Origin of the sequence: Holdemania massiliensis AP2, assembly GCF_000327285.1 — a bacterium.
In the GTDB taxonomy this organism is placed as follows: domain Bacteria; phylum Bacillota_I; class Bacilli_A; order Erysipelotrichales; family Erysipelotrichaceae; genus Holdemania; species Holdemania massiliensis.
The window spans coordinates 230,616-245,204 of record NZ_HE998568.1; the positions used below are offsets into that span (position 1 = coordinate 230,616).

Consider the following 14,589-nt stretch of genomic DNA (forward strand, 5'->3'; position numbering starts at 1 on the left):
TTCCGATTGCCTGACGCATCCAATGAATAAACATACCGCTTTCCAGCATCCTCGGCGCTGCTTTCAGACTGCCGCTGACCAAATTGGAAACCTGGGCCAGACGAATTTACTGCAAGTATGTTTGATCCTTGAAAAGCCTAAGCATAAATCCGCGCTTCAATCACCAAGCTTAGAATGACCGCAGGCATCCTGATGATCACCATCAGCGCCGGGGATTGCCGCAGACTTACAACATACAACAAACCACATAGGAGGCCTTGTATCAGCCCATTTGTTAAGATACAGAGTTAAAGGTGCATCTCCTGGGAAAAAATCTCAGCAGCTTCCAATCCCATCTCCTTGACAAAGCAAGCAAACAGTATGAACAGCAGCTGCAAGAACACAACCCAAAGCACCGGCGATACATCGTCAGCAATAAATCAGCCCGGCTTAAAGGAACATAACGGAATTGGATGCGGTTCATTTTCTTATTCTTTTGAAAAGGAACACAGTCCTTCCGCCTACGACCGATTTCACGCCATTGTTCTTAACTCCTTTTCCTGCTTTTATTATATCAAAAAAACACGGCTTACCACCGTGCTTTCATCGCTTTTTCCATCTCCCGCTTTGCATCTTTCAGCTTCGCGTCTTCGCGCTTGTCATACAACGCTTTGCCCTTGGCCAGAGCAATCTCCATTTTAGCCCGGCCATTTTTTAAATACAGCTTGACCGGAACGATTGTATAGCCTTTAAGCTTCACTTTCTGTTGAAGCTTTACGATCTCCATTTTATGCAGCAGCAGCTTTCGTTCCCGCGTTTCATCATGATTGAACTGGTTGCCATGATCATAGGCAGCAATATGCATTTCCTTAATCCAGGCTTCTCCGCTGATGATACTGATATAGGCATCTTTGAACTGAGCTTTGCCCTGTCGGATCGACTTGATTTCGGTGCCGGTCAGAACCAGTCCGGCTTCAAAGCGTTCCTCTAACGCATAGTCATGGGACGCCTTGCGGTTGACGGCAATGATTTTTTCACCGCTCATCGTGATTCCTCCTTATGCTTGGGTGGGTTTGGGTTTCCGCCGATGAGAACGGCGGCGTTTGTTTTTCACAGGAATGCTTTCGGCAGGCCGACTCGAATCTTTGCGATAACCGGTTTTCTTTGCGGCCGGTACCACGGCTTCCCGTTTTTCCTTACGCGGGCGAACCAGATCGAAGTCGATTTCCTGATGAAGCTTGCTGGCACCGGTGACTTTGATTTTTACGCGCTGTCCCAAGCGGTAGATCTTTTTCGTCCGTTCGCCCTTTAAGCTTAATGTATCGGGATCGTAATGATAGTAATCATCCGTCAGCTTCTGCACGTGAACCAGACCTTCCACCGTGTTTTCCAGTTCAACAAAGAAACCAAACTTGGTTACGCCGCTGATCACGCCCTCGGCAATTTTTCCGACCTGATCCTCCATGTATTCCGCTTTCTTCATGTCCTCTACTTCACGTTCCGCTTCAATCGCGGCCCGTTCCCGTTCAGAGGTCAGTTTGCCGTATTCCTCCATCTTCAGCTCATCCTGTTTCATCACTTCCGGATCAAAGGCTAAGCCAAAGCAATACTTATGCAGCATCCGGTGTACGATTAAATCCGGATAACGGCGAATCGGGGATGTGAAGTGTGTGTACTCCTCTAAAGCCAGACCAAAATGTCCCAGGCAGCGCGGATCATATTTGGCCTTCTGCATACTGCGAAGCATCATGGTTGAAATTACCGGATATGCCGGATCCTCCTTAAAGGAGTCCAGAAGCTGCTGCAGCTGCAGCGGGCGGATTTGTTCCACACTGCCTTTGAAGCGCTTGCCCATCAACAAGACAATTTTGGCGAAATCCCGCAGCTTTTTCGGCTCTGGGGCTTCGTGAACCCGATATAAAGCTGGTACTTCAAGCCACTTTAAGTGCCGGGCAACGCATTCATTAGCACAGACCATGAAGTCTTCGATCAACATTTCCGCTTCTTTTCGCTCGCGCACCTGAATTTCCTCAATCTTGCCTTGGGGATTTAGGATGATTTTCGCCTCCGGGGTTTCAAAATCAATCGCCCCGGCGGCATGGCGGCGTTGACGTATCGCCCGTGAACAATCCCGCATAAGTCCGATCATATTAACCAGTTTTTTGTATTTCCGGCAGGTTTCTTCCTCGCCTTCCAGAATAGCATTCACCGCGGTATAAGTCATCCGTTCGGCTGTCTTAATATAGGAAGGAAAGATCTCATAGTTAAGAATCTCTCCACTTTCACTGATCTCCATTTCGCAGGACAGCGTTAGCCGCAGCACCTTCGGATTCAGCGAACAGATGCCGTTGGACAATAAATGCGGAAGCATCGGCACAACCCGGTCGACGACGTAAGTTGATGTGCCACGCTTCAGCGCTTCCAGATCCAGCGGACTGTTTTCCGGCACATAATGAGAAACATCCGCAATGTGGACACCCAGCCGGTATCCTCCATCTATCTTTTCCACGCAAACCGCATCGTCAAGATCTTTGGAATCTTCACCGTCGATCGTAATGATTGTTTTTGCGGTGCAGTCGCGCCGGCCCTCTTTGTCCTTCGGCGTAACCCGTGCCGGAGTTTTCTGCGCCTGTTCCATGACTTCCTCTGGAAACTGCGGATCAATATCATATTCCAGCAGCACCGACAGGATATCAACGCCCGGATCATCAATATGCCCTAACAGCTGAACGATTTCCAGTTCCATCGGATCGCCGTAGCGCAGGACCTTTAATAAGGCCTTGGTACCGCTGACCATTTTAAACGCCTGCCAGTTCTTAACGATCAGCCGGGCTTTAATCCGTTCATCATCCAGTTTCAGCTGCAGGCCTTTGCCCACAGAACTGAAAAAGGTTCCCACCAGTGTATTGGTTTTATGCTGCAGAACGCGGATCACTTCACCTTCGTCACTGCCGTAAAAGGATGGTAATTTTTTTACAATCGCCAGATCCCCATTCATCGCACCATGCAGATTGGCCTCCGTGATATGAATGCTGTTCTCATTTTCCAGATCCAGAAAGCCAAATCCCTTTCGATTCACAGACAGGACGCCGCGGTAATAGCCACCCATTTTCGCTGGCATCAGATTTCCTTTCTGGCTGAAGACAATCACATACTGCTCGGCCAGTTCATTGACCGCTTTATTCATCGCAATGAATTCTTCAGTTGTTGATAAGCCCAGCGTTTCCTGCAGCTGAGCTAAACTTAGCGGCCGATACTGCTCGTCCGCAATCATTGTTTCTATTTGTTGTTTTATGTCTGTTTGTTCCATAACTTCACCTCGAATTTCTTTAATTAATATGAAAAAAGGCCGCTGTTGACGGCCGTTAGTTCAGTACTCTAATCACAATGACCAGCACGAAGAACAAAATTCCGACAACCAGTGTGGCATTCGAAATAATCTTCTCCGGTCCTCTCTCTTTTACATTGGCAAACAGATTTAATCCGCCGCTCCCTGTAAAAGCACCGCTGATCCCGTCTGATTTTCCACTTTGTAACAGAGAAAGAAGTATTAAAATCACGGACACCACCATCAATAAGATATCAAGCATCTTAATCCTCCTTTCAGATTTATCGCTTTTCTATTATAACAAAGGAATAGTCAAATTGCAAACAGTTCCGCAGTCATCCTGATGAAATCCCTCAAATTCCAAAATTCACTCTTCGTTAACAGAGAATCTTTTTCGTTAGCCGATCTTATTCTTGACCAGAATCAGACTTTCTAACCTAACTCATCCCTATGACAAACACGGTACTCTGTCTTCCACAGAATACCGTATTTGTTTTCCATTCTTTTATTGACAGAATTTTCTTATTCCAGACAAAATTGACGTACTGCCTGATCTTTGTCTTCAAATACAGCCCGGCCTGCGACCACAGCGGCAATGGGTGAATGCGACAGCCGATGAATGATTTCAGCCGTAGCGCCGCCGTCAATCCATATTTTCCGTTCATGATTCTCAGCAAGCTGCAGTGCAAATTCTTCCATCACTTTCTGATATTTCTGTTTGGGATCCTCTGGAAAAGCTGTTGCTATGAGAAAATGATCGGTCAGGTTCAGCAGTTCAGCTAAATGTTCGCTCGTTCTATCGACAGCATTCAGACTAATTCCGACACGCAGTCCGGCTTTTTTGAAGGCATTAACTACCCTGTCAGGATGTTTCAGATGTGAAAGCTGAATAAATACGATCGTTGGCTGGCAGCTTTGAATCTCGGTCAGATAATCCATGGGATTCAATACTTCAAGATGAATTGATTTTACCGAGGAATGAGAGTATTCACAGATACGTCGGCACATCTTGGTGCCAAAGGTTATTCCTGAAACAACAACTCCATCCTCGATATCAAGATGAATTTCGTTAAAATAACGATCCGCAAACTCTATTTCCTCTGCCATATGCAGAAGATCCGCTGAGGCCAGCGACGGACTGATCCGCATTAGAGATCGCCCCGAACTGCTTTTGCTTTTCCCATCAGTTCTGCCACTCGCGTGGAGTCAACAGGATTATAGAACTTTCCTTCCTGCTTCATCCAGGTTCCGACAACGCAGCCATCCGCAAGTGATAAAATATCTTCAATCGTATCAGCACGGACGCCATTGCTGGCAAAAATCGGGATCTCTGTGGCCGTTTTTGCCCGGCTGACTAATGAACCATCAATGGATGATCCCGCCGTTGAACCGTAGACCAGCAATGCACTTGGCGCTAAAGAGAATGTAACTGTCTTGGCTACTTCCTCAATCGAACGTTCAGCAAGCTGACGTGCTCCTTCCGGAACCAACGTTGCCAAGGTCACAATATCCCGACACCCTACCTCGATGCGATGCCGTTCAATTTCACCCATGCGCACATCTGAAATCCCATCATTTCCAGCATAAGCTCCGCACAAGGTCTCCCGAATAAAGTCTGCGCCTACGGCCGCTGCCAGGTCATATGTTTTCATAGGATCGGCAGCAACATCCACACCGAAAGGCACATGAATTTCACTCATCAGTTCGCCAATGATCCGCGCCATGCAGGCAATGGTTACCGGATGAACGTCGCTTAAATAGGGAATCGAATATTCATTGCAGAACAGAATTGCATCAATCCCGCCTTCCTGCAAAGCCTGCAAATCAGTCCGTGCCCGATTCAGCACTTTCTGTATTCCTCCCTGCGGATCATATTTCGGATCGGTAGGCAGAGCCATTAAATGCATCATGCCAATGACTGGTTTTGTCGTTTTGAACACTTCTTTTATTCCCATTCTTTTTCATTCCCTCCCTTTAGAAATTTTACATTTAAAAACTGGCTTAAAGACTCCGCATCCAGAGCATCCATGGCTTCAATAAAATGTTTATCTTTAAGATTGCGGATGATCTGCGAAACAATGCGAATATGTTCCTGATCATCCTGAAGCGCTAAGTTCATGACATACCGAACCTCAACCTGCAGATCCACATTTTCCATACTGCGAAATTTTACTGGATGCTCTAACCGCAAAACACAGACAGCCTGCTGCAGCACATATTCCTTGCTTGTATGCGGGATTGCGATCGGACAGGATGCCGTCAGTCCCGTCGGGAAACTTTCTTCCCGTGCAGCACAGCTGGCATAAAAATCAGGTTTGACGCACTTCATTTCCAATAGCTTCTGGGCTGTCTGCCGCAATGCTTCCTGCCATGTTTCAGCAGTTCCCTCAATTACAAATATCTGACTCATTTTACACGCTCACAATTTTCTGAAATTTGAATAGACTTCCCTGGCTTCTCAATGCGCTCAATAAGAATCTGTTTCCGCTTTTTCCTGAGGGTACGGAAAATTTCTTCCGTATCTTCACGGCTAAAGACGTTGGGAATTCGATATACGGTATCTTTGCGCTGCATGTAGATGCGAATGCGGATCTCCGGATTGTATTCGATTCTGAGGATTTTATTAAATGGGATGTGCTTGGTATCTAACAGCCCATTGTAGAAATAGAGTTCCTCATCCTCAATGCGAAGCTTACAAGTCTTAGCTCGAAACAGATGCAGTCCACTCATCCCAATCGCTATTCCGTAAAACCACAGATTCAGAACCACTGAATGAAACAGGGTTGGATGCAGGATCAGTAATAATGATAATAACATTACACTCCCCACTCCGACACCTAAGTAAATCTTTCTAACACTTTCTCTGACATAATAGGTTTTCATCGTTATCCCTCTAATTCTTAAAAAGCCGTTTAGCTATTAATTCTCAAAATTCTTCCTTTTACCAAATCCCCAGAAGCTTACTGATCAAGGCCAGAATCACACTATGAAATTCTTCAACGCTGGAGCCCGTTACTAATGTGGCAGCATTCGAGATATAGCCTGTATTGACAGCCAGCTTTGTTACCAACGGTGCCATCCAACTTAGGATTTGATAAGAATAAATACAGTTGACCGTAGAAGCAATCACGGTTTTGAAGATATCCCCGCGCGCAAAGAGTGAACACATACAAGTCGTATAGACCATGGATCCCAGACTGGCGATTGGGAAGAAATTCACACCTGGCAGAAAGGCGACTGCCAAACCAATCGGAATCATGATGGCAGCGCATTGAATTCCGCTTTCATCTCCCAAACAGAGAGCTTCGTCCATTCCAATGTAAATATCGTATTCAGCTCCCAGCTTCTGCTTGAACATTTTACGGGCTGCCGTGGAGATCGGATTCAGACCTTCCATCAGCAGACTGACCATCCGCGGCAGAATAACAATGGCAGCGGACAAAGTTACGCTCATCGTTAACATTGTTGATAAATCCTGACGAGTAATCAGGGAAATGAGGATTCCGACAAAGAAGGTTAAAACTGAGGTTTCACCTAAGGAACCAAACTTATCGCTGAACCATTTAGCATCCAGGTTAATTTTGTTAATTCCCGGAATCTTATCCAGAATCCAGCAAACCGCATAATCAATGGCCCAAATTTGAAAAGCATCATTGTTACAGCAGGTTGTACCTGGCAAATTATAATGTTTCTGCCAGTGCGGCGCGATCCAGTCGGCCATTTTCAGGATTGCGACGAATGTGCCAATCGCAACCAGCATCGCCAGTCCAATCGAAACCGCAGCGCTCATTCCACCTAGCTGAGCAATGTAGTACGCCATCGCTGCCCCCAGAATCACATGGAAATAATTCCAGATGTCCACATCCATTGTTTTCGTAAAGCGAATACGAATCAGGAAATAATTCAGAACAAGACAAATGGGTACGATGATCAAAGCAAACGGTGTAGACCAAGCAATTGCAGCAATGCCTTCCCAGCCAATATCAATGACCGTAAAACCGCTGCCCATGCCCGCATAGAACTCCACCGCTGGATTTAAACTGTTACATAACATCTCCAAAATCACAGTAATTCCTAAAAATCCGGCTCCAATCCGCAAACCATTGCGGAATGAATCAAAGAATTTGATCCTAAAGAATAACCCTAGAATGGTAATCATAAACGGCAGGAAAATCGCTCCGCCTAAGTCCATGATAAATTGGATGACTGAATTAATGATCTGCATTTTTCCCTCCCTAACGATCGCTACTGATCGTTCAGTTTTTGGTTAACCTGAAGCAGTGCTGTCTGAATTTCCGCAGTGGTCGCTTCTTCATTGATGCCGGTGATCAGACCGTTAACCCGAACCAGCGGACAGTCGATCACCTGGGAATATCCAGAAGTGACAAAGCAAATATCAAAATCTTTTGCCATCGCCGGAACATCCACGATCCGGGATTTGACAATTTCGATATCCACACCGAGTTCTTTCGCAATTCGTTTAATTTCTTCTGCGGCAAAGGTTGAGGTTGCAATTCCGCCTCCGCAGGCTATCAAGGCCTTTATTTTCAAATTCATCCACCTCCTATACGGATTTATGAAACTAAGCTTAGATCATGATTTCATCATAAACGACCTCAGCTTGTTTGAACAGTCCAAAATCCTGCTTTTCCTTCTTTCCCAAACAAAATGCTTCAACCTTTTCAGAAGCCTTTTGGATTCAGGTTTGTAAACATTTTATGGTATAATTAGAGCATGTTAAAATAAGAGAAAATTATGAATAAGCAAATTTATGCATTACTAAAAAAAATCATAACGACACCCGAAAGACCGCTCAGACTCACTGAGATCTCTGAAGCCTTCGGTGTTTCAAAGCGAACAATTTATAATTACAGTGAAGAACTTTTTGATTATCTGACATCCCTTGGAGTCTGCGAAACACTTCTTTTTGACGGAAAGGAATTTCGATTTACAGGAACCTCAGCACAGCGCAGTTATATTATTGCTTCCATGAACTCGCTGACCTTCTACGAATATCGTCTGTCAGGCCGCGAACGGCAATTTATTCTACTCTGCCTTCTGATCTGTTCAGAAACGCCTGTTAAAAACGATACATTAAAAGAGCTGCTCTGTGTCAGCCGGAATACAATTATCAATGATCTGCAGGCGATTAAGCTTAAAAGCAAGGCTTATCATACCCACTTTCTCAAAAGTACGCAGGACGGTCTCTGGTTCGTAGGTCCTGAAAATGATAAACGGACCTTTTTACTTGATTCTTTGCTTCCTGACTGGGACTATGAAGAATGTTTTGCCGCTCAGCCGATCAATCCCTGCACACTTTATATAACGAATATATTAAAGATCATCAAATATCGATCTCTGGCTGAGGCCTGTATTAAACAGACGGAAGTTATGCTGGATTTAGAAATCTCAGATGCGGATTTTTACCGCATTCTGTTCATCTTGATTTTCCAAATAGGCAGAATTCAGACCGGACATCAGGCTCAGGACATCCAGACCTCAGAATTTCCTTTATCCTTAGTTCGTTTTTCTCAAGCCGTCGGTGATACGCTGAAATCCAAGGTAAATTGGATTTCAGCTGAAACTGCGTTTTTTATCAAAACGCTGAAGGATATGGATATCGTACTGAAAATAAACTCCACGCCTCAGGATTCCGTTCTTTTTGCCATGATCATTAAAGAATTTCTGCAGAATGTTTCCTTCTCTTATAAAATGGATTTCCTCAGCGATTCTCTGCTGCTAGAATACTTGTGCGCTCACATTTCAGCGTGCTGTCACCGGCTTCAATCAGGAAAAAAGCTGGAGAATCCCTATCTTCTGGAAACCCAGAACCGATATGCGAAAGATTTCGCAATCATAAAACAAAATATTTATATTCTGGAAAACGGATTAAATATTTCGCTGAGTGACAACGAAACAGCTTATATCCTAATGCACATCTTAGCCTCAATGGAACGCGGGAAGCTGAATCATTATGTTCCGAATATTTTGATTACCTGCAGCAGCGGCATGGCAACAGGAAATTTTCTAGCCATGCAGATCACAAAGTATTTCCATGTTCAGCTGGTGGATATTTGTCCGGCGCATAAAGCGGCTGAAATGATTAAGAATAAAAATATCGACTTGATTATTTCAACTGTACCGCTGGATTCACTTCCGGTTCCTTCGCTTACAGTCAGCGTCCTGCTTACAGAAACAGATCTGACTGAGATCCGAGCATTTTTAAACACGCTGGAAGGAAAACGAAAGATTTCCCTTTCTGATCAGTCCCGCCTTTCCACCTTCTCTTTATCCATCACACTCAATGAAAAAACAATGTTTCTCAAGCTCTTTTCCAGCGAAAGAATACTGCTTGACAAAGAAATTACAGATTGGAAAGAGGGGATTATTGCAGCCGGTGAGTTGCTTCTCTGGCAGAAAAAAATCACCGTCAATTATCTGCAGCAGATGATTGATTTGGTGATAAAATATGGTCCTTATATTGTCATCGCTCCGGGAATTGCCTTAGCCCACGCCTCACCTCAAGATGGTGTCATCGAGCCTGCGATCTCACTGCTTCGTTTAAAACAGCCGGTTGCTTTCGGCAATCATCAATACAGTCCAGTCTCCATCATTCTTGCGTGTGCGGTTTATGACACACCGGAATATGCCAATATCTTGATTCGCTTAATGACGTTATTGCGCCGGCCAGATTTCAGCGTTATGATGAAATCTGCGGACTCCGAAGCAATTCTGACTTATTTTGAGAAACAGATTATGTACCCTTCAGAATAAGTTTTTCAGCTGCATAAGTTCAGCATAATCCCTGACTTCAACATCTGCCTGCGCTGTATTCTGAACAATCTCGGAAGCCTTGAAGCCGATCGTGTAAAGACCGGCTTTTTTTGCCGCGGCAATTCCATTTTCAGAATCTTCAATAACGGCTAACACACTACCGGGCAGTCCTAATTCAGCCATAGCTTTATAATAAATATCCGGGGCTGGTTTTCCGTTTTCCACCTGATCCCCAGCAACCACGACAGAAAACCGGTCTTTGATCTGAAACAAGTCCAACAGGTGCTGAATGTAAGCTGTACTGGAAGAAGTGGCGACCGCCAGCTGAATTCCTTGTTTTTGAAGAAAATCCAAAAACTCAATTAATCCCGGCATAGGAAACATCTGATCATCTTGAAAATAGCGGTCATAACAGCGCTGTTCATCTTCGATAAACTGATCAAGATCAAGCTGATCAATCTTGTATCGCTTCATCACTTCCTCGCAAGAGCGCCGCAGCGTCATGCCGCAAAATGTTTCCAAGTCCTGCGGATCCGCCTGAATCCCCAAGGCATGCAGATGATCCATCATCCCTTTTGTAAACTTAGGTTCCGTATCCGTTAATACGCCATCACAGTCAAAGATTATCCCTTTTATCATCTTTCTCCTCCGCTTTCAATCATTTCCTGCTTTCATTTAAACCTAAACAGGATCAGACTGTCAAGCAATGACAAACAAATTTTTAACAAGAAAAAAAGACAAACCCAAATTCAGGTCTGTCTTTCTTATGGTTTGTGTTTAAAACTTACTTCTTAACGTTGTAGAAGCAGTCCATGCCCTGGTACTCAGCGATTGGGCCCAGTTCATCTTCAATACGGATTAACTGATTGTACTTCGCAATCCGGTCTGTACGGCTCATCGAACCTGTCTTGATCTGACCTGCATTCAGGCCGACAGCGATATCCGCAATCGTTGTATCTTCTGTTTCACCGGAGCGGTGAGAAACAACACAGGTATAGCCTGCCTTCTTCGCCATTTCGATCGCGTCGAAGGTTTCAGTTAAGGAACCAATCTGGTTGACTTTGATCAGGATCGAGTTCGCGATGCCCTTTTCAATGCCTTCCTTCAGGATTGCCGGGTTGGTGACAAACAGATCGTCGCCGACCAGCTGAATCTTGCTGCCAAGCTTGTCTGTCAGTTTCTTCCAGCCGTCCCAGTCTCTTTCGCCTAAGCCGTCTTCAATGGAAACGATCGGATATTTTTCTACCCATTCTTCATACATCGCGATCATTTCATCCGTTGTCTTTGTGCCCTGTCCGGATTTTTCCAGATCGTAGTTGCCTGTTTCTGTGTTGTAGAATTCAGAAGCCGCAACGTCCATAGCGATGCAGATATCCTTGCCCGGAACATAGCCAGCTGCTGTGATGGCTTCAACGATCAGCTTCAGCGGTTCTTCATTGCCTTCTACGCAGGAAGGAGCGAATCCGCCTTCATCACCAACGTTGGTGTTGTAGCCCTTGCCCTTTAATACTTTACGCAGGTTGTGGAATGTTTCTGCACCCATTCTGACTGCTTCCTTGACAGAAGAAGCGCCAACCGGCATAATCATGAATTCCTGGAAATCGACAGTGGAATCCGCATGGCTTCCGCCGTTTAAGACGTTCATCATCGGAACTGGCAGCGTCTTGCCGTTGAATCCGCCGAAATATTTATACAGCGGCATATCATAGTAATCCGCAGCAGCACGGGCGCAAGCCATTGAAACACCCAGGATCGCATTCGCGCCCAGCTTCGACTTGTCATTTGTGCCGTCCAGTTCGATCATCACTTTGTCAATCGCATTCTGATCAGTAACATCCATGCCTAAAACAGCATCGGCAATGATATCGTTAACGTTGGCAACCGCCTTGGTAACGCCCTTGCCCATGAAACGGCTCTTATCACCATCACGCAGTTCCAGAGCTTCTCTTTCACCCGTGGATGCGCCGGATGGAACGATTGCGCGGCCAAACGCGCCGGATTCAGTTGTCACTTCGACTTCGACAGTTGGATTGCCGCGGGAGTCCAGGACTTCGCGTGCGTAAACATCAATAATACTAGGCATCTTCAATTTCCTCCTTGTGATTACCTGCTTCTATTTTCCTTTTTCCCAACTATTTTAATACCTTAGGAAAAAGTCAAATGCTAACGGTGTGTTTTCTTTGTTTTTCGGCTGTCATTCTGCAGCGCCAGGCCCAGAACAATCAGCAGTACCGGCCAGTAGCTGACCAGCATCGTTTCCACGCCGGCCATCAGCTGTTGGACGTCCAGAGTCGGATTCAGCAACAAGATGGCGCCGGAAACAATCAGAATCCCGCCGATCCTCTTTTTCATAACGACGCCTCCTTTTGGCTTCATTATAGACAGAGGATCGATGGGAATTTTGTCAGTTTCGCTTATTTTGTAGCGTTGATGATTTCTTCAAAGGAATCCGTTTTCAGCGAAGCTCCGCCGATCAGAGCGCCGTCGATATCTTCCATGGCCATGTATTCCTTAATGTTGTTCGGTTTGACGGATCCGCCGTACTGAACACGAACGCTGTCGGCCGCTTCATCGCCGAACATGACGCGAACCTGGTCGCGGACAATGTGGCAGCAGTTCTGCGCAATTTCCTTCGTTGCGCTCTTGCCCGTACCGATTGCCCAGATCGGCTCATAAGCCAGAACCATCTTGGCAACGCATTTCGGGCACAGTCCATCCAGGCCGCCTTTGAGCTGAGCACGGATGACTTCTTCTGTCTGGCCGGCATCAAACTGAGCTTCGGTTTCGCCGATGCACAGAATTGGAGTGATGCCTGCTTCCAGCAGCCGTTTTGCCTTTTTGTTGACCGTTTCATCGGTTTCGTTGAACATTTGGCGACGTTCGGAATGACCGATAATGCACCATTTCACGCCGATTTCTTCCAGCATTGGAACGCTGACTTCACCGGTGAAAGCACCGTTGTCTTCAAAGTGGCAGTTTTCTGCGGCAACCAGCAAATTCTTAGCGGTGTTAACGCAGTCTTTCAGCGCCGTAAACGGAGCTGCGATGCCGTAATCTGCGCCGTCGTGCAGCTTCGGTTCAATTTCATTGATGAAGCTGACTGCTTCTGCGCAGGTCTTATTCATTTTCCAGTTTCCGACAATAATTGGTTTTCTCATTGATTTATTTCTCCTGAATGATTGCGATGCCCGGCAGTTCTTTGCCTTCCATGTATTCCAGGGAAGCGCCGCCGCCAGTGGAAATGTGCGTGAACTTATCCTTGAAGCCCAGCTGGATCGCTGCGGCCGCAGAATCGCCGCCGCCGATGACCGTCATTGCTTCCGGAAGTTCAGAAATAGCCTTGCATACTTCGATTGTGCCGTTAGCATAAGCTGGATTTTCAAACACGCCCATCGGGCCGTTCCAGACTACCGTCTTGGCACCCTGCAGTTCCTGTTTGAACAGTTCAACCGACTTCGGACCGATATCCAGACCCATGAAGCCTGCCGGAATTTCATCATTGCTGACCGTTTTGACTTCCGTTGCGTTTTCAAACGCATTGGCAACGACAGAATCGACTGGAAGAATCAGCTTATCGCCGCCCTTAGCCAAGAATTCCTTCGCCATTTCAATGCGGTCTTCTTCCAACAGAGATGTACCGATTTCCTTACCCTGCGCCTTTAAGAAGGTATACGCCATACCACCGCCGACAATGACCTTGTCCGCGATGTTCAGCAGGTTCTCAATGACTGCGATCTTATCGGAAACTTTCGCGCCGCCCAGGATAGCGACTAACGGACGCTTCGGATTGTCGATGGCCGCGCTCAGATTTTCAATTTCTTTCTGAACCAGGAATCCGCAGGCGCTAGGCAGATGCGTTGCAATGCCTACGGTTGAAGCATGCGCTCTGTGAACGGATCCGAACGCATCGGAAACGAACAGATCACCTAAGCCTGCCCAATACGCTGCCAGATCCGGATCATTCTTGGATTCGCCCTTTTCATAACGGGTATTCTGCATCAGCACGATGTCGCCTTCGTTCATCGCTGCAATGGCATTTTCCAGTTCTTCGCCGCGGGTTACCGGAACGAAGGTTACCTTGCCGGAAACCAGTTCCTGCAGCCGTTCTGCTACCGGAGCCATGTTGTTCTTTTTCTTACCAGCTTCGCACTTTTCAGGATCTTTATGATCGATCTTGCCCAGATGCGACATCAGGATAACCTTTGCACCGTGCTCTGTCAGATAGTTGATTGTCGGCAGAGCGGAAACGATACGGTTATCATTGGTAATTTTTCCATCTTTGATAGGTACGTTAAAGTCGACGCGAACCAGGACGCGTTTTCCTTTAACATCAAGGTCACGAACAGTTTGTTTTGCCATGTTAAGAATTCCTCCTTTTACATTTCAAATTATAACACCCGAAAGAAGTGAAGTAAACTAGGAAAAAGCCGCTTGTGATCATCTTATCAAGGTGATAGCGCTTTCTTTTGACAACCTTGCCCCATTGTCGCTTTCCCCTCTCTCTGAGC

Annotated in this window: 15 protein-coding genes; 1 reads left to right on the top strand and 14 read right to left on the bottom strand. The window is 46.0% G+C overall.

The window, feature by feature from the left end; genetic code table 11:
• Positions 1-568: 568 nt before the first annotated feature.
• From smpB to BN162_RS08970, 9 genes are all read right to left on the bottom strand, one after another.
• Complete coding sequence (gene smpB, locus BN162_RS08930) at positions 569-1,024, bottom strand: SsrA-binding protein SmpB (RefSeq protein WP_020224747.1); 456 nt, start codon at positions 1,022-1,024, stop codon at positions 569-571.
• A 12-nt stretch (positions 1,025-1,036) separates the two neighbouring features.
• Positions 1,037-3,289: a ribonuclease R gene (rnr, locus tag BN162_RS08935; RefSeq protein ID WP_020224748.1), complete on the bottom strand. Its 2,253-nt coding sequence runs from the start codon at positions 3,287-3,289 to the stop codon at positions 1,037-1,039.
• Between the two features lie 55 nt (positions 3,290-3,344).
• The gene (secG, locus tag BN162_RS08940; RefSeq protein ID WP_006057619.1) at positions 3,345-3,569 is read right to left on the bottom strand and encodes a preprotein translocase subunit SecG; all 225 of its coding nucleotides are present in this window, start codon (positions 3,567-3,569) and stop codon (positions 3,345-3,347) included.
• Between the two features lie 260 nt (positions 3,570-3,829).
• A complete protein-coding gene (locus tag BN162_RS17890) occupies positions 3,830-4,456 on the bottom strand; it encodes a beta/alpha barrel domain-containing protein (RefSeq protein ID WP_020224749.1) in 627 nt (208 codons plus the stop codon).
• On the bottom strand, positions 4,456-5,262 hold the full coding sequence (locus BN162_RS08950) for a BtpA/SgcQ family protein (RefSeq protein ID WP_020224750.1): 807 nt from the start codon (positions 5,260-5,262) through the stop codon (positions 4,456-4,458). Before BN162_RS08950 ends, BN162_RS17890 begins: the two co-directional genes overlap by 1 nt.
• Entirely contained in the window at positions 5,253-5,717 is a 465-nt protein-coding gene (locus BN162_RS08955) for a PTS sugar transporter subunit IIA (protein ID WP_020224751.1), read from the bottom strand. Before BN162_RS08955 ends, BN162_RS08950 begins: the two co-directional genes overlap by 10 nt.
• Positions 5,714-6,190, bottom strand: coding sequence for a hypothetical protein (locus BN162_RS08960; RefSeq protein ID WP_020224752.1), 477 nt, complete (start codon positions 6,188-6,190; stop codon positions 5,714-5,716). Before BN162_RS08960 ends, BN162_RS08955 begins: the two co-directional genes overlap by 4 nt.
• 58 nt (positions 6,191-6,248) lie before the next feature.
• Complete coding sequence (locus tag BN162_RS08965) at positions 6,249-7,532, bottom strand: PTS transporter subunit IIC (protein ID WP_020224753.1); 1,284 nt, start codon at positions 7,530-7,532, stop codon at positions 6,249-6,251.
• A 20-nt stretch (positions 7,533-7,552) separates the two neighbouring features.
• Positions 7,553-7,864: a PTS sugar transporter subunit IIB gene (locus tag BN162_RS08970; RefSeq protein ID WP_020224754.1), complete on the bottom strand. Its 312-nt coding sequence runs from the start codon at positions 7,862-7,864 to the stop codon at positions 7,553-7,555.
• Between the two features lie 198 nt (positions 7,865-8,062).
• Between BN162_RS08970 and BN162_RS08975 the strand changes: the two genes are divergently transcribed.
• Positions 8,063-10,081, top strand: coding sequence for a BglG family transcription antiterminator (locus BN162_RS08975; protein WP_020224755.1), 2,019 nt, complete (start codon positions 8,063-8,065; stop codon positions 10,079-10,081).
• On the opposite strand, the gene BN162_RS08980 is transcribed toward BN162_RS08975, so the two are convergent.
• From BN162_RS08980 to BN162_RS09000, 5 genes are all read right to left on the bottom strand, one after another.
• Entirely contained in the window at positions 10,073-10,720 is a 648-nt protein-coding gene (locus BN162_RS08980) for an HAD family hydrolase (RefSeq protein ID WP_020224756.1), read from the bottom strand. The genes BN162_RS08975 and BN162_RS08980 overlap by 9 nt on opposite strands.
• Positions 10,721-10,865: 145 nt before the next feature.
• The gene (eno, locus tag BN162_RS08985) at positions 10,866-12,164 is read right to left on the bottom strand and encodes a phosphopyruvate hydratase (protein WP_020224757.1); all 1,299 of its coding nucleotides are present in this window, start codon (positions 12,162-12,164) and stop codon (positions 10,866-10,868) included.
• Positions 12,165-12,244: 80 nt separating this feature from the next.
• Positions 12,245-12,433, bottom strand: coding sequence for a LiaF transmembrane domain-containing protein (locus BN162_RS08990; protein ID WP_020224758.1), 189 nt, complete (start codon positions 12,431-12,433; stop codon positions 12,245-12,247).
• A gap of 62 nt (positions 12,434-12,495) precedes the next feature.
• Complete coding sequence (tpiA, locus tag BN162_RS08995; protein WP_020224759.1) at positions 12,496-13,239, bottom strand: triose-phosphate isomerase; 744 nt, start codon at positions 13,237-13,239, stop codon at positions 12,496-12,498.
• 4 nt (positions 13,240-13,243) lie between these two features.
• Positions 13,244-14,440, bottom strand: a complete 1,197-nt coding sequence (locus tag BN162_RS09000) for a phosphoglycerate kinase (RefSeq protein ID WP_020224760.1) — start codon at positions 14,438-14,440, stop codon at positions 13,244-13,246.
• Positions 14,441-14,589: the final 149 nt, after the last annotated feature.